Below are 22868 nucleotides of genomic sequence, written 5' to 3'. Positions count from 1 at the left end.
CCTGGGGTACGACCTCGGCGCACCGTTTGTAACCGGTCTGCACAGGGGAGCACAGTGTGCTTCCACGCAACGCCGCTTGCATATCGTTTGATTCGGGCGACCACTGGTCGCCCCTACGGTTACGCGCGTGCTAATCGCTTGATAACGAAAAATCCCTCTCAACGAGAGGGATTTTTTGTCTATTCACCCGGCATATCGTACTTTCTTGCCCGTTCGCTGTCCGCGATGCCCTTGGTGGTCGGGTCATTGACGGCGTTCCACACGCTCGACAGCACGAGGAGCAGACAATACGGATTGCGCACCGCATTGCAGAGCAGCGCGCCGACGCTCTCCCAGGTGGTGAGGTCAGCGGCGGTCAGACCGGCATATGCCAGCACTGCGGCGAACGCGCTCATGACGATCTGCACCCAGAACACCGGATTCCTGAATCGCACCTTCCAGTTCACTCGACTTCCTCCTTTTCCAAATCACTGATGCGGTGGTTAGCCACGCGGACACGCTCGTCCAGCAGCGCGACTGCCTGCTCCAGCCTGAAGGTTCGGGTGATGAGGTTATTGTGCTTTTCGACCTTCTTTTCAAGCTGCTCGATGCGGTAATTGACCAGCTTGCCGGAGACGATAATGCCGCCGGCCGTGCCCGCCAGCGTCCCCAGCAGGCTCAGTCCCGCAATGATGATCTCAGCTGACACGTTTTCACCTCCTTGCTTCGCATAAGTGCCTGCACTTATACGCCGTTCGGCGGCGAAAATTGACCACGAATGGTCAACTCGGTCGAAAATTCTTCTTATTTTTTTATTTCTCTTTGAGCGCACCCTTTTTGATGTTCGCCTGCAGAATGGTATCCGTCAGCTTATACAGGTACGCCGAGCCTTTCTCCGTGCGGCTCTGGCGGCCGTAGACCTGCTTTGCGGTCACATCGTGGTCGGCCCAGTCGCTGCCGCCGTTGCTGTTGTTGAGCAGGAGCGGCTGCAGATTGTCCATCGCGTGGGCAAAGTGCGCCTCGGCGGTCTCGTCGGCCTCAAATTCGTCAAAAACAGCCATCAGCCCGCGTTTCTGGTCGTCTGGCAGAAGCGAATAAATGCGCTGCTTTGCCGCGTCCTCGCGTGCCTTCTGCGTCTTCAGGCCGTCGGCGTCGTAGGCGTAGGTGTCGCCTGCGTCAATCTCCACCACATCGTGCAGCAGGCACATGAGCATGACGCGCGCCACATCCACCGGCTCGTTGGAATATTCCTGCAGCAGGTACGCCATGACAGCCATGTGCCATGCGTGCTCGGCGTCGTTCTCGCGGCGGCCGTGGCCGGAGAGATGCGTCTGCCGGAAAATGTTCTTCTCCTTGTCGATCTCGAGAATGAAATTCAGCTGTTTCTGCAGCCGTTCGTCCATAAATCCATCTTCCTTTCGATATGAAAAAACGGGTACAGCCTGCGCCATACCCGCCGAATTATTTATCTTTGAGGAGCGTGTTCAGCTCTTCCATAAAGGTGTTGATGTCCTTAAACTGGCGGTAGACCGAGGCAAACCGCACATACGCGACCTCATCAACCTTACGCAGCTGCTCCATGACAAGCTCACCGATGACCTTGCTGGAGACCTCGCTTTCGAGCGAGCCGAACAGCTTCTGCTCGACGTGATCGACGATCTGTTCCAGCTGCATCAGCGAAACCGGGCGTTTCTCGCACGCCTTCACCAGACCGTTGAGCAGCTTCTGGCGGTCATACGCCTGCCGAGTGCCATCGCGCTTGATCAGCATAAGCGGCATGCGCTCCACCGTCTCGTAGGTGGTAAAGCGTTTTCCGCAGTGGAGACATTCACGCCGGCGGCGGATGCTGGTACCCTCGTCCGTCGGACGGGAGTCCACGACCTTGCTGTCTTCAAAGCTGCAAAATGGGCACTTCATCGTACTTCCCCCTTGTGAACACCGCTTCACGCGCGTGGTTTGTTATCTGTCTGCTGTTATTATACTACGCGGGGTGCTGTTAAGTCAATTTTTTATTGTGATAAAGCGGCACCTTTTCCTGCACTGCCCTCCGGACGCAAAAAAGGCACCCGAACGGGTGCCTTTTCGATAGTCGTTAGATCTTGCGGCGGCGGCGGAACTTCTTACGGAAGAAGCCCCACAGACCGGTAGACAGCATAACGGACGACCAGCCGCCGGCCAGGATACCGACGATCAGCGGCAGGGTGAACTGCTTGAGCGACGGAACACCGAGGATGTATACCATGCCGATGGTGAACAGCGTGGTAAGCGTGGTGTTGATGGTACGGCCCATGGTCTGCCAGATGCTCTTCTCGCCGATGACCTCGAACGGCTCCTTGCGCGCGGTGCGAAGGTTCTCACGAACGCGGTCGAATACGATGATGGACGCGTTGATGGAGTAGCCGAGGATGGTCAGTGCAGCAGCAATGAAGTTGCTGTCGAGCGGAATCTGCAGCAGAACGTAAACGCTCAGCATAACGAGCAGGTCGTGAACCAGGCAGCAGATCGCAGCCAGACCACTGGTCAGCTCGAAGCGGAAGGTGATGTACACCAGCATCAGCAGGATTGCAAGGATCGAGCAGATGAATGCCGAACGCTGCAGGTCGCTGCCGACAGAAGCGGATACGTCGTTGTTGTTGAGGATATCGGTATCAGCAAGGCTGTACTTCTCCAGCATCTTGTCGATCACGGCAGCACGCTGCTCGGAATCGATCGAGGTGGAGCGGATCAGCACGTCCTCGTTGCCATCACCGGAGGAGGTTACAGAGGATGCGTCCACACCGGTTGCGTCCTTGAACAGATCGCTGACCTCGGTCTGGATATCCTGCGTAACAGCGGTATGCATGTTGAACTCCATCTCGGTACCGCCGGCAAAGTCGATGCTCAGGTTGAACAGGTTCTTGCCGAACGGCAGCAGGATCAGCGCGACAAGGCCGGTAGCGACCAGTACGACAGAGATACCGCCAAAGATCTTGAAGTTCTTGAGGATCGGGAAATGCTTCTTCTCTTCCTTGCGCTCGCGCAGACCGTAAGCCTTCGGGTTGCGGATGTGGAAATCCACCATGCGGTTGAGCAGGAAGTGCGTGATGGTCAGCGCGGTGAACATGGACACGATAACACCGATGCCCAGCGTGGTAGCGAAGCCGACGATCGTGCCGGTGCCAAGGAAGAACAGCACGCCGCACGCGATCAGGGTGGTGATGTTGGAGTCCAGAATTGCGGTGAATGCACGCTTGAAGCCGGAGTCAATGGCGCTCTTGACGGTCTTGCCGGCAGCCATTTCCTCCTTGATTCGCTCGAAGATAATGACGTTTGCGTCAACCGCCATACCGATGGACAGGATGATACCTGCAATGCCCGGCAGGGACAGGTTTACGCGGATCAGGCTGAACAGCAGCGCCTCGATAACCATGTAGAAGCACAGAGCCAGGCAGGAAACAAAGCCCGGAATGCGGTACATGATGATCATGAACAGCATAACGAGTACCAGACCGATCATACCTGCCTTCAGGCTGGAGCTCATCGCATCAGCGCCGAGCTGCGGGCCGACAGAGCGAAGCTCTACCTGCTTGAGCGAGAACGGAATCTGACCTGCGTTGATGAGGTTTGCCAGCTCGGTCGCGCTGTCGCGGGTGAACGAGCCGGAGATTACGCAGCTGTCGCTGTCGATCTTGGAAGAAACGGACGGTGCGGAAATAACCTGATCGTCCATGACGATAGCCATCACGTTGGTGCCGTCAGTGCGAGCCGCGATGCTCTCGGTCGCTTCAGCAAACTTCTGCTTGCCCTCAGAGGTAAACTGTACCTCTACATAATGGGTATCCGCAACTTCGTTGCCGGTCGGGCGGCCATAGCCGTAAGTAGCTTTCTTAACGTCAGAGCCGGTCAGCCACTCCTTGCCGTCAGCATCAACAAAGGTGAGCTGTGCGGTGGTGCCGAGGGTCTGTACGGCCTCCTCCGGGTTGGTGATCTGCGGGATTTCGACCGTTACGCGGTTGTCGCCGCTGAGGGATACGGTAGCCTCGGTAAAGCCCTTACCGGTCAGTCGCTGACGGATGACCTTCTGTACCGAGTTCATGTCGTCGGACAGGTTGCTGGTGTCGTAGCCGTCCGGGATTTCGGCCTCGTATACGATACGGGAGCCGCCGACCAGATCCAGACCCAGACGGATACCGTTGTCGGTATCGAGTACGCTCGGGATGATGGCCTTCAGACCGGAGTCTGTCGTGTCTGCGGAATCGGTCGAAGCCGAGTCAGCAGAGGTGTCAGCAGACGCATCCGTGCTGTCTGCCTTGTTGTCCGCCTTGTCTGCGCTGCTGTCGGTAGACGAGGTATCGCTCGTATCCGTCGCAGACGTGTCGGACGTTGCCGTGTTCCGGAACGGCATGGTCCAGCCGCCCGGAATGTACACTCCTGTTACCGCCGTCACGCCGAGGAAAATGATGATCAGCATGACCGCGATAAAGGAAGTTACACTCTTTTTCACTTGCAAGTGCCTCCTTTAATTTTTTTGTTACACAACTGATTTAGTATACAGCATAATAGCCAAAAAGTCAATCATTCCGCACATATTGTATAACAATTCCGCGCCTGTGGCGCGTGTGCAATAGAATATCCCGCTGCGCGGGATATTCATAAAAACCGTGGGGCATGTACCTGTGCAGCGCGGCTTTTTAATGCCGCGCAAGGTTAGCACCGGTTTTTATACCGGTAATCATATTTATGTGCCGCGTGCGACGCGCAAATATGCGCCCGGGATGTATCCGCGCCATGTGCGGTACATCCTATCTCGTTTCAGACTGTGATCTGAAACGAATCAAAGGTTGATCTCTACCTTTACGTCCTCACCGGTCAGATAAGGTGCGATCGCCGGACGAACACACTCGTTCAGGAACTCGTCTACCTGAGACGGGCAGCGGCCGATATAAGCGGACGGGTCAAGGTGCTCGAGGATCTGCTCACGGGTCATACCGAACATCGGGTCACCGGCAATGCGGTCAACCATATCGTTCTCGAGGCCCTCCTCCTTGATGCGCTTGCCCGCAGCCATGGAGTGCTCGCGGATGCGCTCGTGCAGGTCCTGACGGTTGCCGCCGCGCTTTACGGCGTCCATCATGATATTCTCGGTTGCCATGAACGGCAGCTCGTTCATAACGTGCGCCTCGATGACCTTCGGGTAAACGACCAGACCGGAAACGACGTTGATCATGATGTTGAGGATTGCGTCAACGGCAAGGAATGCCTCCGGCACGGAAATGCGCTTGTTCGCAGAGTCGTCGAGCGTGCGCTCGAACCACTGGGTAGCCGAGGTGAACGCCGGGTTCAGGCTGTCGCAGATGACGTAGCGCGCCAGTGCGCAAATACGCTCGGAACGCATCGGGTTGCGCTTGTACGGCATGGCGGACGAGCCGATCTGGTTCTTCTCAAACGGCTCCTCTACTTCCTTCAGGTGCTGCAGCAGACGCAGGTCGGTTGCGAACTTGGAAGCGGATTCTGCGATACCGGCGAGCGTTGCGAGCGTCTGCGCGTCGATCTTGCGGGAGTAGGTCTGGCCGGAGACCGGAACCACGCCTGCAAAGCCGAAATCATCGGCAATGCGCTTCTCGAGCTCCTTAACCTTGCTCTCGTCGCCGTCAAACAGCTCCATGAAGGACGCCTGCGTGCCGGTCGTGCCCTTGCTGCCGAGCATGCGCAGGTTTTCGATGCGGTATTCTACCTCGTTCAAATCCATCAGCAGCTCGTTCATCCACAGGGTAGCGCGCTTGCCGACCGTGGTCAGCTGTGCCGGCTGAAAGTGGGTGAAGCCGAGGGTCGGCTGGGACTTGTGCGCGTCCGCGAACTGCGCCAGCTTGTCCAGTACGGTCGCCAGCTTTTTGCGAACCAGCAGCAGACCCTCGCGGATCTGGATGATGTCGGTATTGTCACCGACATACGCGCTGGTAGCGCCGAGGTGGATAATGCCGGCCGCCTTGGGAGCCGCCTTGCCGAAGGTGTAAACGTGCGCCATAACGTCATGGCGTACCTCCTTCTCGCGCTGACGAGCCACATCGTAGTCGATGTCGGTCAGGTGCGCGGCCATCTCGTCCACCTGCTCCTGCGTGATCGGCAGACCGAGCGCCAGCTCCGCCTTAGCCAGCGACAGCCACAGCCGACGCCAGGTGGAGAACTTCATATCCGAGGAGAAGGTGTAGAGCATCTCCTGGGAAGCGTAGCGCGAGGAAAGCGGGCTTTCGTACACGTTGTTCATGTTATTCGTCCTTTCCGGTGTGTATTTTATCCAAATTATAACGAAATAACGGACTTGGATGGTATCTAATCTTCCATAACAGTCCGATTTTAGTTTAACACTTTACACCGGTCATTTCAAGCAAAACCGACCGGTTTTGCGCTATCTTGTAGCAATAAACAAAGTTTGCAGCGGTTTCGCCGTTAGATTTTGCGTCCTCCCCTTTTTCCTGCACCGCCTGCGCGGTTCAAGTGCCCCAGAGGTTCGGTGCAGAAACCAAAAAGCAGCACCCTTTTCAGAGTGCTGCTCAGAATTACGAATGCTTACGCGTTTTTGATAAACGCTTCGAGGCGGTCGAGACCCTTGTCAATCTCGGTGAGCGAGGTCGCATAGCTCCAGCGGACGAAGCCCGGCGCGGCAAATGCGGTGCACGGAACGGTCGCAACCAGACCCTTCTCAAGGAACAGCTGCGCGAAGTCCTCGGCACTCTCGATGACCTTGCCGTACATGGTCTTGCCGAGGAAGCCCTTCATGTTCATCATAACATAGAACGCGCCCTCCGGCTTGATGCAGGAAACGCCCTCGATCTTGTTCATGCGCTCTACCAGATGGTCGCGGCGCTGCTCGAACGCCTGCTTCATCACCTGCATATCCTCCTGCGGGCCGGTCAGTGCAGTGATAGCCGCCTGCTGGGAAATGGTGGACGGTGCAGAGGTGGAGTGGCTCAGGTAGTTCGCCATTACCTTGGCCAGCTGCGGATTGGACGCGCTGTAGCCGATACGCCAGCCGGTCATCGCGTAGCTCTTGGACACGCCGTTGACCAGAATGGTGCGCTCCTTCACGTCCTCGCCCAGAGAAGCGAACGAAACGAACTCATTGTTATCATATACAAGGTTGCAGTAAATTTCATCCGCGATAACGTAGATGTTATGGCGGCAACAAACCTCAGCGATCGCCTCCAGCTCGGCCTTGGTGTATACCATGCCGGTCGGATTGGACGGAGAGTTCAGCATGAACACCTTGGTCTTGTCGGTGATGGCGGCATCCAGCTGCTCTGCGGTGATCTTGAAGTGCGCCTCCTCGGTTGCGGCTACGATGACCGGGATTGCACCTGCCTGCTTTACCATCTCGGAGTAGCTTACCCAGTACGGAGCCGCGATAACGACCTCATCGCCCGGGTTGCACAGCGTCATCAGCGCGATATAAACCGAGTGCTTTGCACCCGAAGCCACAACGATCTGCGTCGGCTCATAGTCCAGACCGCAGTCCTCCTTCAGACGGTAGCAGGCTGCCTTGCGCAGGTCCATCAGACCGGCTGCCGGCGTGTACTTGGTCTGGTTGTTCTCAATTGCCTCGATACCGGCCTGCTTGATGTGCTCCGGCGTCGGAAAATCCGGCTCACCGGCACCAAAGCCGACAACGTCCTTGCCCTCTGCCTTCATCTGCTTGAACAGCGAATCAATGGCCAGCGTCGTGGACGCCTGCACACCTGCTGCAATCTTGGAAATCGGCTTCAATGCCATGCTCAGCACTCCCTTATATCTCTCATCAGTTATCATGTGTTTTTATTATATGCCTGCGAACTTATTTTTGCAAGTCCTGACTTAATAAATTGCAAAATCGTCACAATAAAAAAACCCGCCGATATTGGCGGGTCAGGTGTGGAATTTTCACAAAACACGGTCGCGCGAGAAGATAATCAGAGCCGTTCCCCGTTCAATCGTGACGGCAAAGCGGCTGTTCGGTTTTGCCTCGTTCGAGGTGGAGATCATGCCGACACGGGTAACCGTGCCGTTCGTTAATTCATATTTTGCATTCTCGATGGTCACGCCCTCGAGCACCGCGTCCATCGGCACGACCGAGAAGTAAGTAAACGTCTCCGGCATGATGAATTCCTGCCGTCCGCCCTGATGCAGCTCAACGCGGTTGTACGGATCGAGGATGGTCAGGTGGCCGCCGAGCGTCTTTGCTTCCTCAAGCAGCGAGAGATTTGCCAGCATATGGTCGATGCGCCCGCCGGTCGCACACACGAGCGTCGCCTCGCGGCAGCCGCGGCGGAACACCTCCCGCAGACAGCTCTGCGAATCCGTATCGTCCTTTTCGGGCTTCAAGAGGATAACGTCCTCTCCCTCCACCTCGGTCATGGAATCCCGGTCGGAGATCATGAAATCCGGATGCAGACCGAGCGCCCGCGCATGCCGCAGGCCACCGTCCGCACACGCAACAAGCGCGGACGGATGCTCGCGCAGAAACGCGCGGATGTAACCGTAATCGGTTTCCGGTGCAGCCGCAAAAATCAGCGCGTGCCGCCCTTGGTAAGTTCCCATTCCTTCAGATCCTTTACACTTTCGTACAGCTTTACATAGCTTTCATGACGGGTTTTCGCAATTTCGCCGTTTTCCACCGCCGCAAGGATGGCGCAGCCCTTCTCCTTGACATGCGCGCAGCCGGTGAATTTGCACTGCCCGATGTACGGCTCGAACTCCGGAAATGCGTACTGCAGATCCTCGGCAAGCACCAAATCCATCTGCTCGGTCTCAAACGAGGAGAAGCCGGGCGTGTCCGCGATATAGCCGCCGCCTTCGATCGGGTGCAGCTCCACATGGCGGGTGGTGTGCTTGCCGCGGCCGATCTTGTCCGAAATCGCACCGACCTCGGCGCCGAACGAGCTGTCCAGACGGTTGAGCACACTCGACTTGCCGACACCCGAGTTGCCCGCAAACGCGCTCACCCTGCTGCAGATGCGTTCGCGCAGTGCGTCAATGCCCTCGCCGGTGTGCGCGCTCACGCGCAGCACCTCGATGCCGCTTCTGCGGTAGGTTTCATACAGCTCGTCACCCGGATTCGCATCCGTCTTGTTGATGACGACCAGTGCGTCCATGTTCTTGTGCACCGCGATCGCCGTTACCTTGTCGATCAGGAACGGGTCGGTTACCGGCGGTGCCGCGCTCGCCACGGCAACGACCAGATCCAGATTCGCCACAGCCGGCCGGATCAGGCTGTTCTTGCGCGGCGCGATCGTCTGCAGATAGCCGGTGCCGTCCTCCGGCTGAATTTCCAGCGTCACACGGTCCCCGACAATAGGCTTGCCCACGGTCTTGCGGAACCGTCCGCGTGCTTTGCATTCAATGAGACCCTCGGCGGTATCCACATAGTAGAAACCGCCGATGCCCTTCAGAATGATCCCTTCGATCAAACTTAATTCCTCCGTTTTTTAACTGAATGTGTACGTCTGCGAGGTAGTCGAACCGTCCACGCTGACCGTAACATCATGGTCGCCCACCGAGCCGCTCACCGAGATGGACGTGCTGCCGCCGCTCGTGCTGCAGGTGTCGTCATACTGGATCACGCCGTCCACATAGATGATAACGTGCGCGGTATCCGTGTTGTCCGGCAGCGAAACCGGAATGGTCGCACTGCCGAGGCTCGGCGTATCGTCGTAGTCGCCATCGCCGTTGTCCTGACCGCCGGAATTGCCGCCGCTGTTATTATCCGGCGAGTTATTGTTCGATGTGCTCTTGCCCTTGGAGATCTGGATGTTGACGACAGTGCCCTTTGCGACCTCCGCGCCCGCATCCTGCGACTGCCATACGACCGAACCGGCCTCAGCGGTGCTCTCGACCTCGTTCACCGAGCCGATGGACAGACCCTTTTCCGTCAGGGCCTTTTCCGCCGCGTCCTTTGTCATGCCGAGCAGACCGGGCACGGAGACGTTTTCGTTATCGTCCTTCTGCTTGCCCTTGCTGATATAGACGGTCAGCGTCGCGCCCTTTTCCAGCTCGGCGCCCGCCTCCGGGTCGGTGCGGATGACCTTGCCTTCCTCCACGTCGTCGCTGTATTCCTCAACGACCTCGCACTTGATATCGTGCGACGCCAGCGCCGCCTGCACATAATCGAGCGTCTTGCCGGTAAAGTCGATCACCTTGTAGGTATCCTTGACGTTTTCGCCGCCCGAGGACACCGTTACCGTGATGATCGTACCCTTGGTTGCCTTTTTCTTACCGTCGGCCTTCGGGTTCTGCTCGAGTATCTCACCGACTGGACGGTCGGATTCCTGCCGTTCGGTCGCTTCCTTTACCGTGAAGTTGTCGGTTATATCCGGGTCGGCCATCACTTCGTCGATATTGCGTCCGATGAGGTCGGGCACGATAATCTTCTCCGACTTGTCGCTGCTGCCGGTGATCATCAGAATGCCGACCAGCAGCAGACTGATCACCGCAATCACGCCGACCGCCATGCCGACCGCCATTCCGGGCCGCTCGGCCAGCTTTTCAAAAAAGCCGTCCGGCTCATCCTGCTCCTTCCTGCGGAAACCGGTGCGGGTGCGGGTCCGCGCGCGTGTGCGGGTGCGCGGCGCAGCTGCGCCCTCAACGGAAGCGGCTTCATGCTCTGCCGCACTGCGGCGCGCCGCACGCTGAATGTCCGCGCCGATGATCTGCGTCTCGCCCGAGTTGTCCTCGCTTGCTACATAGTGGAAGCGTGCATTCGGGTCCGAGCGGAGCACCTCCATGTCCTCGTACATCTTTTCCGCGGACTCGTACCGGCGGCTGATATTCGCACTCATGGCGTGCATGACAATGTCGTCCATGCCCTTGGGAATGCCCGGCACAAATGCACTCGGGATGATCGGCACCTCATTGATGTGCTGCATGACGATCTGGAGCGCGGTTTCGCCCTCAAACGGCAGCTTGCCGGTCAGCATTTCGTACATCATCACGCCGAGCGAGTACAGGTCGGTGCGGTAGTCGATTTTGCTGCCCTTGGCCTGCTCCGGCGAGATATAGTGCACCGAGCCGATGGCCTCCTGCACCACGCGGGTCTCCTGCGCGGCAGCGAACGAGGCAATGCCGAAATCGGTCAGCTTTGCCGTGCCGTCCCGCAGGATGATAACGTTCTGCGGCTTAACGTCCTGATGGATGATGCCGCGCGAGTGTGCGTGCATGAGTGCGCGGGCAACCTGCTCAGCGAAGAAAATGGTCTCCTCCCACGACAGATGGCCCTTGCGCTGCAGATACTGCTTGAGGGTGATGCCCTCGATCAGCTCCATAACGATATAATCCGTGCCGTCCTCGCTGCCGACGTCGAACACGGAAACAATATTGTGGTGGCTCAGCTTGGCAACGGCGCGCGACTCAATGGAGAACCGCTTGCGGATATCCGGGTCCTCCGCGAACTCTTTTTTGAGCACCTTGAGTGCCACATCGCGCCCGAGAATGGTATCCCGCGCCCGGTAAACGACCGCCATGCCGCCGACGCCAACGATTTCCTCAATCTGATAGCGTCCGCCGAGCATACTGCCGATATATTTATCCATAGTACGTCACGCTCCCTGCTTTTTACCGAGGGTGAACAGCGCAACGGTGATGTTGTCGCGGCCGCCGCCGTCAAGCGCCAGCTGCAGCAGCGCGTCACCGGCCAGCTCGAGCGTCGGCGCGTTTGCCAGCACCTCCGCGATCCGGCTGTCCTCCGCCATGCCGGTCAGACCGTCCGAGCAGAGCAGCAGCATGTCCTTTTCGTTCAGGCGCACTTCAAACAGGTCGCCTTCGACACACGGCTCCACGCCTACCGCACGGGTGATGAGGTTTTTCTGCGGATGAGTGCGCGCATCCGCCTCGGTGATCTTGCCGCGGCGGCGCATTTCCTCCACATAGGAGTGGTCCTCGCTGATCTGGTGCATGGCTTCGCCGTCAAAGCGGTACGCGCGGCTGTCGCCCACGTTGATAACGGTCGCGCAGTCGCCCTGAATGAGCGCGGCAACCAGGGTCGTGCCCATGCCGCGGAACTCCGGCTGTCTGCCCGCCAGAGAGAAAACCGTCTCGTTCGCCTGCTTGAGCGCCTGCGTCAGCAGGTTCTGCCGAGCCGTTTCGTCCAGCGTGCCGCTTAAAGCGTCACCCGCGGACTCGATAAAGCTCTGCGCGGCAAAGCGGCTGGCTACGTTGCCCGCATTTGCACCGCCCATGCCGTCGCACACGACGAGGAGCGCGGTCCGGTTGTCCTCCCGCGCTTCGATCTGAAAAATATCCTGATTGGTCGGGCGCACCCGTCCCTTATCGGTCAAGCCGAAATATTCCATTTCACAACCTCCTTCGATTGTGTTTATATGTGAGAATATTCAAGTTAATCACGAGAACTGCTCTTTCCGTCCTCCTTCAGCTGTCGCTGACGGAGCTGACCGCAGGCCGCATCAATATCCGGACCCAGCTTGCGCCGCACGGTCGCGGTAACGCCGCGCTTCTCGAGCGCCTGCTGGAACCTGCAGACGGTTTCCGGTCTGGACGGCTTCAGCGGACTTTCCGCCACCTCATTCAGCGGAATGAGGTTGACGTGCGCCGGTCTTCCTTTCAGCAGCTTCGCCAGCAGGTCGGCCTGCCACGGGCGGTCGGTCTTGTCGCGCGCCATCATGTACTCGTAGGAAATACGCCGTCCGGTGGTGTCGAAATAGTACCGGCACGCCTTCATCAGGCGCTCGACCGGATACGCGTCGTTCACCGGCATGATGGACGAGCGTGTTTCGTCATCCGGCGCGTGCAGCGATACGGACAGCGTGATCTGCAGCTTTTCCCGTGCTAACATCTCTATTCTATCAGCAATTCCGCTGGTTGACAAGGAGATATGGCGCTGTCCGATGTTGATTCCCTCCGGGCAGCTCACCAGATGCAGGAATTTGAGCACGTTGTCGTAGTTATCGAGCGGCTCGCCGGTGCCCATCAGCACAATGTTGGAGACCTTTTCGCCGCTGTCCTTCTGCATGAACAGGATTTCGTCCAGAATCTCGCCTGCGGACAGACTGCGCGTGCGTCCGTTGAGTCCCGACGCACAGAACTTGCAGCCCATCCGGCAGCCGACCTGCGTCGAAACGCAGACGGACACGCCGTGCTCGTAGTGCATCAGTACGGACTCCACGCAGTTGCCGTCCCGCAGACGCCATAAGTATTTCACCGTGCCGTCAACGCGGCTCACCTGCTTGCGGGCGACTTCCGGTACGGTCAGCAGGAAATTTTCCGCCAAACGCGCCCGTAAGTCCTTGGATAAGTTGGACATCTCTTCAAAGGACTCCACACCCTCGTGAAGCCATTTGAAGATCTGTCCCGCACGGAACGGCTTTTCGCCCATTTCCTTCAGGGCGCTTTTCAGTTCATCTATTGTAAGGGATTTGATTTCGACCATGTGTCTCTCCTTCAAATCTTCTCTTGTTTCTTATATGGCAGAATGTTCCGCCGATTGTTAATTTATTATAACCGTTTAACAAATATACCGTAGGGCGGGATGCCCCGCCCTGCGGTTCCGGTATCACTTCCGGTGCATTTTCGCAATAAAAAATCCATCCGTATTGTGAACGGGCGGCAGCAGCGTCACCATACCGTCTGCTCTCTCTCCGCAGACCGGATGCGTCCACGAAACCGCTTCAAACTCCGGGTTTTCGGTGAGAAACGCGCGGACAACGTCCTCGTTTTCCCGCTGCAGGATGGTACAGGTCGAGTAGACGAGCGTGCCGCCCTTCTTTACATACTGTGCACAGTTTGCAAGGATTCTCGCCTGAATCTCCGGCAAAGTCCGGATTTCATCCGGATTCTTGAACCGGATTTCGGGTTTCTTGCGGATAATGCCCAGTCCCGAGCAGGGTACATCGCAGAGCACAACGTCCGCGCTGTCCTTCCACTCCTCGCGGCAGACCGATGCGTCCTGCAGCTCGGTGCGGATATTTGGCAGTCCGAGGCGGGCTGCGCCGTCGCGGATGCGCTTCAGCTTGTGCTCGTAAATATCGCACGAGGTGACGCTGCCTTTCCCCTGCATTTTTTCAGCCATGGCAAAGCTCTTGCCGCCGGGCGCCGCGCAGCAGTCGAGCACGGTGCTGCCCGGTTTCGGGTCAGCGACCGCCGCCGCGAGTGCGCTTGCCGCGTCCTGCACGGTCACGCGGCCCTCGATAAACGCCGGAAGCGCGGCTGCGTCTCCGCCGCTGCACAGCAGGATTTCCGGGAACGCCTCGTGCGGCTGCACGGTCAGTCCGGCGGCCTCCAACTCTGCCTGAGCCTCGGCAGGCGTGCATTTCATTGTGTTCACGCGCACCGAAATCGGCGCGTCCGCGTTATCCGCCTGACAGATTTTCTGCGTCAGCTTCTGGCCGTACTGCTCGGAAAGCAGGCGCACGAGCCACTCCGGGTGGCTGTACTGCAGCGCGTAGTAACTTTCCTTATCCGGGCAGTTCAGGCGCGGCAAAGAGCCGTTTTGCGCCGCATTTGCGGCATTTCTCAGCACCGCATTGGCAAAGGCGACCGTGCGGTCATTTGCGTGGCCGTAGTGCTTGACCAGCGCGACCGTCTCGGCAACCGCCGCATGCGCCGGTATCTTATCCATCAGGATGAGCTGATACAGACCCATCCGCAGGCACGCCAGCACACGCGGCGCGATCTTTTTCAGCCGCACGCTCGAGAAGTGCCGCAGATACCAGTCCAGTAAAATTTGGTTCTGCACCGTGCCGTAGGTCAGCCGCGAGGCCAGCGCCGCATCGCGGCTGTCCAGTCCCGCGCGGGATAAATAGTGGTGCAGCGCACCGTCCGACCAAGCAGCCTCCTCTGCCATGGAAAACAGCGAGAATGCCGCCACCTCACGCGGTGTTGTGGGACGTTTATCTATCATTGCGGTCTCTTCCTCCAAAAATCAGCACCAGACGCAGCAGCTGTGCCAGCGAGGTCGCCAGCGCGGCAACATAGGTCAGCGCCGCCGCCGTGAGCGTCTTTTTCGCCATCGGGTACTCGTCTGCGGTCAGCAGGCCGTTCTGCTGAATGGTATGCAAAGCGCGGCGGGACGCGTCCAACTCCACCGGCAGGGTCAGCAGCTGGAACAGCGTGGACAGACCGAACGCCGCAATGCCGATCGTGACGAGCGTGCTCGTGTTAAGGATCAGGCCGAGGATCAGCAGCGGCATCGCCGCCATCGAGCCGAACTGCGTCAGCGGGATGATCGCCGCGCGCAGCTTGATCGGTGCATAGCCGATGGCGTACTGCACAGCGTGCCCTGCCTCGTGCGCGGCAACGCCGATGGACGCCACCGACGTGGACGAGTACACCGCACTCGATAAGCGAATAACATTGCTTCTCGGGTCAAAATGGTCGGTCAGCTTGCCGGAAACGTACTCAATGCGCACGCCGGACACGCCGTTGTACCGCAGCACCGCCTCCGCCGCCTGTGCGCCGGTCAGTCCCCGCAGATTTTGCACCCGCGAGTAGCGGTTAAACGTGCTGTTTACCTTGTTCTGCGCCCAGAATGCAAACAAAACGCACGGCAGAACCAGTACGATGTAGTACATGTCAATGCCGTAGTAGTAACCATGATAAGGCATAAGAAAACCTCCATACCGGAGCGGAGAATTGAAGATTGGAACTTACGTCCTCTCTGTTCTTCACTCCTCACGCTTTTTCATTCGTCTCCCAGCTTAGTGCCGACTTCGATTGCGTGCCCACGCAGAAAGTCCGTAGCCTTCATGCGTTTGCCGCCGACCAGCTGAATCTCGGTCAGTCCCAGCGCGCCCTCTCCGCACGCCACGGTCAGACCCTTTTTCGGGTCAGCTTCGAGCACCGTGCCCGGCTCGCCATTGCCGTTTGCCTTTTCGGCGGCGAACACCTTCAGTCTTTCGCCGGAAAGCGTGGTCAGCGCGATCGGCCACGGATTCAGGCCGCGGATCAGGCAGTCGATTTCATGTGCGGACTTGCTCCAGTCGATCACCGCCATCTGCTTATCCAGCATGTGGGCGTAGCAGCTCTGCGCATCGTCCTGCGGGCGCGGCGTGATCTCATCTAATTTGACGAGCGTTTGGGTCAAAAGTTCCGCACCGGACTGTGCCAGACGGTCAAAAAGTTCGCCTGCGGTCTCCTTCTCACCAACCTTGGTCTCATAGGTGAGCAGCATATCGCCGGTGTCCAGACCTTCTGCCATCTGCATGGTGGTAACGCCTGCCATTTCATCGCCCGCGATAACCGCCCACTGAATCGGAGCGGCGCCGCGCCAGCGCGGCAGCAGCGAGCCGTGCACGTTGATGCAGCCGTGCGGCGGAATGTCGAGTACCGCCTTAGGCAGCAGCTTGCCGTACGCGACAACAATAATGACTTCCGGTGCAAGCTCGCGCAGACGCGCCTGCTCGTCCTCATTTTTGAGGGTATTCGGCTGGAAAACCGGAATATCATGCTCAAGTGCGAGCGTTTTCACCGGCGGTGCAGTGAGAATCTGCTTGCGGCCCTGCGGCTTATCCGGCTGGGTGTACACGGCGCAGACGTCATGTCCGGCGTCGATGAGCGCCTGCAGGCTCGGCACGGCGAAGTCCGGCGTGCCCATGAATACGATACGCATTATTCCTCGTCACCACCCTGCATATCCTCCGGGTCGATATACTCCTCAACCTTCTCGGTGAACAGATGACCGTCCAGATGCTCGGTCTCGTGGCAGAAGCACTGCGCTACAATGCCCTCGCCTTCACGCTCGAACCAGTTGCCAAAACGGTCCTGTGCGCGAATCTTCGCCCAGGTCGGACGGGTCACATAGCCGTAAACGCCCGGCACGGACAGGCAGCCCTCGACAACGCGCTCGGAGCCTTTCTGCTCGATGACTTCCGGGTTTACCAGCTCGACCATCTCCTCCGGCTCCTTGTTCACATCCAGCAGCACAACAACGCGGCGCAGGATTCCCACCTGCGGTGCTGCCAGACCAACGCCGCCGGAGTTCTCGAGCGTCTCACGCATATCGTCGATCAGCGTATGCAGACGGTCGTCAAACTTCTCTACCTTGCGGCTGTGCTTAAGCAGCTGCTCGTCGCCCTCGGTCAAAATCTTTCTCAGTGCCATTGTTTTATTCCTCCACTTGATTCAGCTTATCCATGTATTTTTGTAAACATTCCTGTATATTTTTCTCATCGAGCGCCGGAAACGGCGTCACCGGCTGCGGTTTTCCGCTGCCGATATGCTTTTCCAGCCATGCCACATCGTGCCAGCCGTCAAACTTCCAGCCGGAGTCGTGCCACACACCTGCGTCCGCAAAGCCCAGTCTGCGCTGCATGCGGATGCTCTTTTCGTTCGGCAGGGTCACGCAGCTGTACAGGTGGCGCAGCCCCTGCAGCTCGAGCAGGTCGATCAGGCACGCCAGCACGGTCGTGCCCACACCATGTCCGTGGGTGCCCTGTGCCAGATAGATGGACAGCTCCGCATCCCAGTCGTACGCCGCGCGCTCACGAATGCGGTGCGCGTAGGCATAACCCATGATCATGCCGTCCTGCTCGCAGACGAGATACGGAAACGCAGCCGCCGTTTCGCGGATACGGTCCGCAAACGCCTCAGCCGTCGGCACATCATATTCAAACGTGATGGTTGTATTCGTTATGTAAGGCTCGTAAATCTTCAAAAGCGATTCTGCATCGTTTTCTGTTGCCTTGCGAATTACAAATTTGCTCATTGAATTAACCTTCTTTGCCGGGGTCTCAATTACTGCTACATTTCATTATTAGAATCCGCGAACACGGTAACACCCCGGTTTTTACCGTCCTGCATAAACTCCCGCAGTACGCCCGAGATGAGCCTGCGCCATCTTGCACAGTCCTTCGCACGAATGGTGAGGTGGTAGCGATACCGTCCCATCACCTTGACCATCTGCGCCGCGGCGGGGCCGAGCACGGGTGCTTTCACATCGGCAAACTGCCCTTCCATCAGGCTCTGCAGGCGTGTTTTGAGCGCGAGCAGACTGCTGAGCACCTGCTGCTCCAGTTCACCGACGGCGGTGATCATGGTGATGTCGCACACGGGCGGGCACCGAAGCGCTTCTCGCGTCTGCATTTCGCTCTCGTAGAACGCCTCGTAGTCCTGCCGCGCGGCGGTCAAAATGACCGGATGCAGCGGGCTGTACGTCTGGATCACGGCGCGTCCGGTATCAAATCGCCGTCCGGCGCGGCCGACCACCTGCGTGACGAGCGAAAACGTGCGCTCATGTGCGCGGTAGTCCTGCGCGTACAGGCTCTGGTCCGCGTCCAGCACACCGACCAGCGTGACGTTCTCAAAATCCAGTCCCTTGGTCACCATCTGGGTGCCGATAAGGATATCGGCTTCGCCTTTGCCGAATTTATTCAGCAGGCGTTCGTGTGCGCCCTTGGCAGTCATGGTGTCCGCGTCCATGCGGAGCACCCGTGCGGACGGGAACCGCTCGTGCAGCTCCTCCTCCAGCTTCTGCGTGCCGGGCGTTTCGGTGAACAGGCTCGTGCTGCCGCACTGCGGGCACTTGCCGGTTATCTTAATGGATGCGCCGCAGTAGTGGCACATCGCGCGGCCGGACACCGAATGGTAGGTCATGGTGGTCGAGCAGGACGGGCACTCGGGCACCCAGCCGCACACGCCGCAGCCGATCACGCGGCTGTTGCCGCGCCGGTTGAGGAACAGGATGGCCTGCTTTCCCTTTTCGAGCGTGCTGATCAGTTCGCGCTCGAGGTCAGGTCCGATGATGCCGCTCCGTCCCTCGCGGGCCAGACCGCGCATGTCCGAGATGATAACCTCGGGCAGTCCGGCACCGAGAAACCGCTCGGTGAGCGTGAAAACCGGGTATTTCCCCTGTTTTGCGCCGTAATACGTCTCGACCGACGGTGTTGCCGAGCCGAGCACGAGCAGCGCGTTCGTCTGCGCCGCGCGGTACTTTGCCACATCCCGCGCATGGTAGCGCGGCGACTGCTCCGAGCGGTACGCCGCGTCCTGCTCCTCGTCGATGATGATAACGCCGAGGTTCTTCGCGGGCGCGAACACCGCCGAGCGTGTGCCGATGACCACCCTTGCTCTGCCGGTTTTTATCTTCTTGAAGCTGTCGTACCGCTCACCGGCGGACAGCGCCGAGTGCAGAACCGCGACTTCTTCGCCAAATCGAGCCGCAAACTGCCGCAGAAGCTGCGGTGTCAGTCCAATTTCGGGCACGAGCACGATGGCGCTCTTTCCCTGCTCGAGCGCGTGCGCGATGAGCTGCAGGTACACCTGCGTCTTGCCGCTGCCGGTCACGCCGAACAGCAGCGCCGCACGAGGCGCGTTTTCGTCCATAAGCGCCGCCATGCCGTCATACGCCTGCTGCTGCGCCGCCGAAAGCACCGGAGCCGCGGTGCGCGGCACCTCAGAAAAGTCCGGTGCGCGCAGCACTTCCTCGTATTCCGCGCGGAGGATGCCCTTTTTCACCATGTCGCGCAGCGCAGCGTCGCTCACACCGGTCATGTAGACGATTTCCTTCTGGCTCATCGCACCGCCGTCCGACAGCAGCGACACCACGTCCATCCGCGCCGGACTGCGGCGGCTGATGTGCGACATGGCTTCACTTGCTTCCATATCCAAACGGAGCATTTTCTCGGTCTTATCACCGGTTTTCTGCGCCGTATTGCTGTGATAAACGAGTATCCCCTCGCCTGCCAGCGCGTCCAGTGTCTGTCCCGCGCCTTTGCCGAGCCGGTCGCGTATCTCGCTCACCGAGAGCGTCTGTCCCGGCTGCTCAAACAGCGCCAGCACCTGGCCGTCTTCGCCGTCCCGCTCCCGCAGAGCCGCCAAATCCGCGTCCGGCGCGAGCGTGTACGTCTCGTTTCGCTTGAACCACAAGCCGGCGGGCAGCATGGCGTGTACGCAGTCGAAGTAGGTGCAGTACAATCTCTCCCGCATCCACGCCGCGAGTCTCAGCTGCTCGGCGGTCAGGATCGGCGTTTCGTCCAGCACCTCCACGATGGGCTTGAGTTTGAACTCGCCCGCATCCTCGCGGAAGGCGAGCACCACCGCTTCCGCCCGTTTATTGCCAAAGCCGAACGGCACGAGAACACGGGTGCCGATCTGCACCTGTTCCCGCAGCTCGTCCGGCACACGGTAAGAATATAGCTTGTCGATGGCATAGGTTGCCGCATCCACAGCGGCCGCACAGATTTTTTCCGCCATAGAATCACAACCTTTCGCTTCTTCTTTTATCGTCGCTTGCAGTTTATCGTAGGGCGCGACAAGGTGAATTGCGGCAACGCCGCAAGAGAAGGTGCCCTGGGGTACGACTCGGCGCGCCGCTGTCAATCGGTGCATACCGTTCCATACGGCGTGCCGGGGTCGTCACGCCCTACGGCATTGTTTTCATCGGTTGCGGATAAACGGAAAACATGACGTTAATTCTCCATTCTCCATTTTCAATTCTCAATTACTCATCGAGAGAAGTCTATCGAGAATCAGGTCCGCCAGATCTTCCTTACTCATCATCGGCGGGGTCTCTCTATGTCCGTCCTTGAACAGCAAGGTAGCCACATTGGTATCCGTACCGAAGCCCGCACCCTTATCGCGCAGCGAATTCGCTACAAGCATATCGCAGTTCTTGCGGCGCAGCTTGCTCTCGGCGTTATCGAGAAGGTTCTGCGTCTCCATCGCAAAGCCGCACAGCAGCTGTCCCGGCTTTTTATCCTTGCCGAGTGCGGCGAGGATATCCGGATTGCGGGTCAGCTCGATATTCATCTCGCCGTCACCTTTTTTGAGCTTTTCATCCGCAGTCTGCGCCGGACGGTAATCACCGACGGCGGCAGCCTTGATGATGAAATCCTGCTCGGGTGCGCGGCTCGTCACCGCGTCGTACATATCCCGCGCGGAAACAATATCCACACGAGTGACGCCGTGCGGCGTATCGAGCGCCGTCGGTCCGGAAACAAGCGTTGCGTCAGCGCCGCGCATGGCTGCGCGGGCCGCGATAGCATAGCCCATTTTGCCGGTGGAGTGGTTGGACAGGAACCGAACCGGGTCCATAGCCTCCTGTGTCGGACCGGCGGTGACAAGAACGTGCCTGCCTGCCAGATCCTGCTCGGTCAGCGCCTTTTCAATGCCCCAGAGGAGCGTCGGCGTGTCCGGCAGCTTGCCGCGTCCGCTGTCGCCGCAGGCGAGGTGACCTGCGTCCGGCTCGATGATGTGGAAGCCGCGCTTTCTCAGCGCAGCGAGGTTCTCCTGCGTCACCGGATTGTCATACATACCGGTGTTCATCGCGGGAGCGACAACGACCGGCGCCTTGGTGGCAAGCAGCGTGGTCGTCACCATGTCGTCCGCGATGCCGTGCGCGGCCTTGGCGATGACGTTGGCTGTCGCGGGTGCGATAACGAACACGTCAGCCGCCTTCGCGAGCGAAATGTGCTCCACCTCCCACGGAAAGCTGCGGTCGAACGTATCCACGACCGCGCGGTTGCCGGACAGTGTTTCAAACGTCATCGGCGCGATAAACTGGGTCGCGGACTCGGTCATCAGCACATGGACAGTCGCGCCGTTCTGGTGCAGCTTGCTGGTGAGATCGGCAGCTTTATAGGCCGCAATGCCGCCCGTCACGCACAGAACGACCGTTTTCCCTGCAAAACGCATGGCTTAGAGGTCCTCCTCCGGAATGTCACCGTCGCTCAGAGAGCCGTCGTCAAACTCGTTCAGGCGGCGCACCTCGTCCGCATTCTCATCCTTGTCCTCGTCAGCCTCGGAGTCGGTGTGCTCCTCGTCCTCATCCAGATCAAGGGTGTCGTCCACGTCAACCATAGCGGCTGCAATGGCATTGTTCTGCGGAATGGCAGTCTCCACACGCGGACCCGGACGGTAAACGATCTTGCCGGCTGCGATCTCGTCGAGCGCCAGCTTAACAGCCTTGTCCGGCAGCGGCTCGCCCTTTTCCTCTGCCTCATCGGCAATATCGCGGGCACGCTGCGCTGCCAGGTTTACCAGCAGATAGCGGTTGCCTACTCGTTTCATCAGTTCCTGCATAGAAGGGTTCAGCATAGTAATCAGTTCTCCTTATTTACCAGATATAGTTTTATTTTATGAAAGTTTCTGTTTATATAATGTCGCTTATCGACGCTTGGCGAGAATGCCGTGCAATTCTTCAACCGCACGCTCCACCGTGTCGTTTACGACAACGTAATCGAATTTATCCTGCTGGGCAAGCTCGCCCTTCGCCGTTTCCAGACGCTTCTGCACCTTGGCTTCGTCCTCGGTGCCGCGTCCGCGCAGACGGTTTGCGAGCTCCTCGAACGATGGCGGCGCAATGAACACCATCACGGCATCCGGACGCTTTTCATGCACCTGCATCGCGCCCTGCACCTCGATCTCGAGGATAACATCATAGCCGGCCTCCAGCTTTTCGTTCACCGGAGCCTCTAGCGTGCCGTAGTAGTTATCCACGTACTTCGCGTGCTCGAGGAACGCATTGGCGGCGATCTTCGCCTCAAAGTCCTCTTTCGTGAGGAAATAATACTGTACGCCGTCCTTTTCGCCCGGACGCGGCGCACGGGTCGTCGCAGAGATCGAGAAAAACAGCTTCTCGTCCTCGCTCAGCAGCCTGGACAGCACTGTGCCCTTGCCTGCACCGGACGGTCCGGTGAATACATACAACGTTCCCTTACGCATCTTCTGGTTCTCCTTCCTCGGTCTCGCCCGCAAAACGAGCCGCAACGGTCTCCGGCTGCAGAGCACTGAGCACCACATGGTCGCTGTCCATGATGAGCACAGCGCGGGTGCGTCTGCCGTAGGTGCCGTCCACGACCATGCCGCGGTCGCGGGCCTCCTGCACGGTGCGCTTGACCGGCGCGGATTCCGGGCTGACAATGGCGATCAGCCGCGACGAAGCGACCATATTGCCAAATCCGATATTGATGAGCTTCATCGCTGACCTCACTCCT

General features: G+C 58.7%; 22 protein-coding genes. All 22 read right to left on the bottom strand.

The genetic code is table 11. The annotated features are described in order from the left end of the window. Positions 1-179 precede the first annotated feature (179 nt). The 22 genes from ACWVX6_RS07090 to ACWVX6_RS06985 all read right to left on the bottom strand — a co-directional run bounded on the left by ACWVX6_RS07090 (position 180) and on the right by ACWVX6_RS06985 (position 22852). Entirely contained in the window at positions 180-446 is a 267-nt protein-coding gene (locus ACWVX6_RS07090) for a phage holin (RefSeq protein ID WP_455152749.1), read from the bottom strand. After that, positions 443-688 (bottom strand): hypothetical protein, encoded by a 246-nt coding sequence (locus tag ACWVX6_RS07085; RefSeq protein ID WP_117752359.1) that lies wholly within the window; start codon positions 686-688, stop codon positions 443-445. The genes ACWVX6_RS07090 and ACWVX6_RS07085 overlap by 4 nt, the downstream gene beginning before the upstream one ends. 103 nt (positions 689-791) lie before the next feature. Beyond that, complete coding sequence (locus ACWVX6_RS07080) at positions 792-1382, bottom strand: HD domain-containing protein (RefSeq protein ID WP_455152748.1); 591 nt, start codon at positions 1380-1382, stop codon at positions 792-794. A gap of 58 nt (positions 1383-1440) precedes the next feature. Next, positions 1441-1896: a transcriptional regulator NrdR gene (gene nrdR / locus ACWVX6_RS07075; protein ID WP_116704615.1), complete on the bottom strand. Its 456-nt coding sequence runs from the start codon at positions 1894-1896 to the stop codon at positions 1441-1443. A 175-nt stretch (positions 1897-2071) separates the two neighbouring features. Beyond that, positions 2072-4462: a protein translocase subunit SecD gene (secD, locus tag ACWVX6_RS07070; RefSeq protein ID WP_455152747.1), complete on the bottom strand. Its 2391-nt coding sequence runs from the start codon at positions 4460-4462 to the stop codon at positions 2072-2074. A 330-nt stretch (positions 4463-4792) separates the two neighbouring features. Beyond that, positions 4793-6223: an adenylosuccinate lyase gene (gene purB, locus ACWVX6_RS07065; RefSeq protein WP_118761034.1), complete on the bottom strand. Its 1431-nt coding sequence runs from the start codon at positions 6221-6223 to the stop codon at positions 4793-4795. 302 nt (positions 6224-6525) lie between these two features. Next, on the bottom strand, positions 6526-7725 hold the full coding sequence (locus tag ACWVX6_RS07060; protein ID WP_199667353.1) for a pyridoxal phosphate-dependent aminotransferase: 1200 nt from the start codon (positions 7723-7725) through the stop codon (positions 6526-6528). A 147-nt stretch (positions 7726-7872) separates the two neighbouring features. Continuing rightward, positions 7873-8529 (bottom strand): thiamine diphosphokinase, encoded by a 657-nt coding sequence (locus ACWVX6_RS07055; RefSeq protein WP_117488788.1) that lies wholly within the window; start codon positions 8527-8529, stop codon positions 7873-7875. Further along, positions 8499-9398, bottom strand: a complete 900-nt coding sequence (gene rsgA, locus ACWVX6_RS07050; RefSeq protein ID WP_455152746.1) for a ribosome small subunit-dependent GTPase A — start codon at positions 9396-9398, stop codon at positions 8499-8501. The genes ACWVX6_RS07055 and rsgA overlap by 31 nt, the downstream gene beginning before the upstream one ends. Positions 9399-9416: 18 nt before the next feature. After that, complete coding sequence (gene pknB / locus ACWVX6_RS07045; RefSeq protein WP_455152745.1) at positions 9417-11516, bottom strand: Stk1 family PASTA domain-containing Ser/Thr kinase; 2100 nt, start codon at positions 11514-11516, stop codon at positions 9417-9419. 6 nt (positions 11517-11522) lie between these two features. Beyond that, complete coding sequence (locus ACWVX6_RS07040; protein ID WP_118647658.1) at positions 11523-12275, bottom strand: Stp1/IreP family PP2C-type Ser/Thr phosphatase; 753 nt, start codon at positions 12273-12275, stop codon at positions 11523-11525. Positions 12276-12319: 44 nt separating this feature from the next. Beyond that, positions 12320-13369, bottom strand: coding sequence for a 23S rRNA (adenine(2503)-C(2))-methyltransferase RlmN (gene rlmN, locus ACWVX6_RS07035; protein ID WP_455152744.1), 1050 nt, complete (start codon positions 13367-13369; stop codon positions 12320-12322). 123 nt (positions 13370-13492) lie between these two features. Continuing rightward, a complete protein-coding gene (gene rsmB / locus ACWVX6_RS07030) occupies positions 13493-14839 on the bottom strand; it encodes a 16S rRNA (cytosine(967)-C(5))-methyltransferase RsmB (RefSeq protein WP_455152743.1) in 1347 nt (448 codons plus the stop codon). Further along, a complete protein-coding gene (locus tag ACWVX6_RS07025; RefSeq protein WP_455152742.1) occupies positions 14829-15542 on the bottom strand; it encodes a zinc metallopeptidase in 714 nt (237 codons plus the stop codon). The genes rsmB and ACWVX6_RS07025 overlap by 11 nt, the downstream gene beginning before the upstream one ends. Positions 15543-15619: 77 nt before the next feature. Next, entirely contained in the window at positions 15620-16546 is a 927-nt protein-coding gene (gene fmt, locus ACWVX6_RS07020; protein ID WP_455152741.1) for a methionyl-tRNA formyltransferase, read from the bottom strand. Further along, complete coding sequence (gene def, locus ACWVX6_RS07015; RefSeq protein ID WP_118761038.1) at positions 16546-17037, bottom strand: peptide deformylase; 492 nt, start codon at positions 17035-17037, stop codon at positions 16546-16548. The genes fmt and def overlap by 1 nt, the downstream gene beginning before the upstream one ends. Before the next feature lie 4 nt (positions 17038-17041). After that, the gene (locus ACWVX6_RS07010; RefSeq protein ID WP_195386246.1) at positions 17042-17641 is read right to left on the bottom strand and encodes a GNAT family N-acetyltransferase; all 600 of its coding nucleotides are present in this window, start codon (positions 17639-17641) and stop codon (positions 17042-17044) included. A gap of 35 nt (positions 17642-17676) precedes the next feature. Beyond that, positions 17677-20127 (bottom strand): replication restart helicase PriA, encoded by a 2451-nt coding sequence (gene priA / locus ACWVX6_RS07005; RefSeq protein WP_455152740.1) that lies wholly within the window; start codon positions 20125-20127, stop codon positions 17677-17679. Positions 20128-20370: 243 nt separating this feature from the next. Continuing rightward, positions 20371-21567: a bifunctional phosphopantothenoylcysteine decarboxylase/phosphopantothenate--cysteine ligase CoaBC gene (coaBC, locus tag ACWVX6_RS07000; RefSeq protein ID WP_118360828.1), complete on the bottom strand. Its 1197-nt coding sequence runs from the start codon at positions 21565-21567 to the stop codon at positions 20371-20373. A 3-nt stretch (positions 21568-21570) separates the two neighbouring features. After that, positions 21571-21969 (bottom strand): DNA-directed RNA polymerase subunit omega, encoded by a 399-nt coding sequence (gene rpoZ / locus ACWVX6_RS06995; RefSeq protein ID WP_118285692.1) that lies wholly within the window; start codon positions 21967-21969, stop codon positions 21571-21573. Positions 21970-22038: 69 nt separating this feature from the next. Then, positions 22039-22596 carry a guanylate kinase gene (gmk, locus tag ACWVX6_RS06990; RefSeq protein ID WP_110435118.1) on the bottom strand — a complete coding sequence of 186 codons (558 nt, stop codon included), beginning with the start codon at positions 22594-22596 and terminating at the stop codon, positions 22039-22041. Next, entirely contained in the window at positions 22589-22852 is a 264-nt protein-coding gene (locus ACWVX6_RS06985) for a DUF370 domain-containing protein (RefSeq protein ID WP_110435119.1), read from the bottom strand. Before ACWVX6_RS06985 ends, gmk begins: the two co-directional genes overlap by 8 nt. Between the last annotated feature and the right edge of the window lie 16 nt (positions 22853-22868).

The sequence above is a fragment of the Butyricicoccus sp. genome (assembly GCF_977037065.1).
This window is presented reverse-complemented; position numbering and strand designations above follow the sequence as displayed.

Excerpts from the sequence above, each read along its gene's own strand:
- ACWVX6_RS07080 (WP_455152748.1), bottom strand. The coding sequence starts at position 1,382 with ATGGACGAACGGCTGCAGAAACAGCTGAATTTCATTCTCGAGATCGAC.
- nrdR (WP_116704615.1), bottom strand. The coding sequence starts at position 1,896 with ATGAAGTGCCCATTTTGCAGCTTTGAAGACAGCAAGGTCGTGGACTCC.
- purB (WP_118761034.1), bottom strand. The coding sequence starts at position 6,223 with ATGAACAACGTGTACGAAAGCCCGCTTTCCTCGCGCTACGCTTCCCAG.
- ACWVX6_RS07060 (WP_199667353.1), bottom strand. The coding sequence starts at position 7,725 with ATGGCATTGAAGCCGATTTCCAAGATTGCAGCAGGTGTGCAGGCGTCC.
- ACWVX6_RS07055 (WP_117488788.1), bottom strand. The coding sequence starts at position 8,529 with ATGGGAACTTACCAAGGGCGGCACGCGCTGATTTTTGCGGCTGCACCG.
- pknB (WP_455152745.1), bottom strand. The coding sequence starts at position 11,516 with ATGGATAAATATATCGGCAGTATGCTCGGCGGACGCTATCAGATTGAG.
- ACWVX6_RS07040 (WP_118647658.1), bottom strand. The coding sequence starts at position 12,275 with ATGGAATATTTCGGCTTGACCGATAAGGGACGGGTGCGCCCGACCAAT.
- rlmN (WP_455152744.1), bottom strand. The coding sequence starts at position 13,369 with ATGGTCGAAATCAAATCCCTTACAATAGATGAACTGAAAAGCGCCCTG.
- rsmB (WP_455152743.1), bottom strand. The coding sequence starts at position 14,839 with ATGATAGATAAACGTCCCACAACACCGCGTGAGGTGGCGGCATTCTCG.
- ACWVX6_RS07025 (WP_455152742.1), bottom strand. The coding sequence starts at position 15,542 with ATGCCTTATCATGGTTACTACTACGGCATTGACATGTACTACATCGTA.
- fmt (WP_455152741.1), bottom strand. The coding sequence starts at position 16,546 with ATGCGTATCGTATTCATGGGCACGCCGGACTTCGCCGTGCCGAGCCTG.
- def (WP_118761038.1), bottom strand. The coding sequence starts at position 17,037 with ATGGCACTGAGAAAGATTTTGACCGAGGGCGACGAGCAGCTGCTTAAG.
- ACWVX6_RS07010 (WP_195386246.1), bottom strand. The coding sequence starts at position 17,641 with ATGAGCAAATTTGTAATTCGCAAGGCAACAGAAAACGATGCAGAATCG.
- priA (WP_455152740.1), bottom strand. The coding sequence starts at position 20,127 with ATGGCGGAAAAAATCTGTGCGGCCGCTGTGGATGCGGCAACCTATGCC.
- coaBC (WP_118360828.1), bottom strand. The coding sequence starts at position 21,567 with ATGCGTTTTGCAGGGAAAACGGTCGTTCTGTGCGTGACGGGCGGCATT.
- rpoZ (WP_118285692.1), bottom strand. The coding sequence starts at position 21,969 with ATGCTGAACCCTTCTATGCAGGAACTGATGAAACGAGTAGGCAACCGC.
- gmk (WP_110435118.1), bottom strand. The coding sequence starts at position 22,596 with ATGCGTAAGGGAACGTTGTATGTATTCACCGGACCGTCCGGTGCAGGC.
- ACWVX6_RS06985 (WP_110435119.1), bottom strand. The coding sequence starts at position 22,852 with ATGAAGCTCATCAATATCGGATTTGGCAATATGGTCGCTTCGTCGCGG.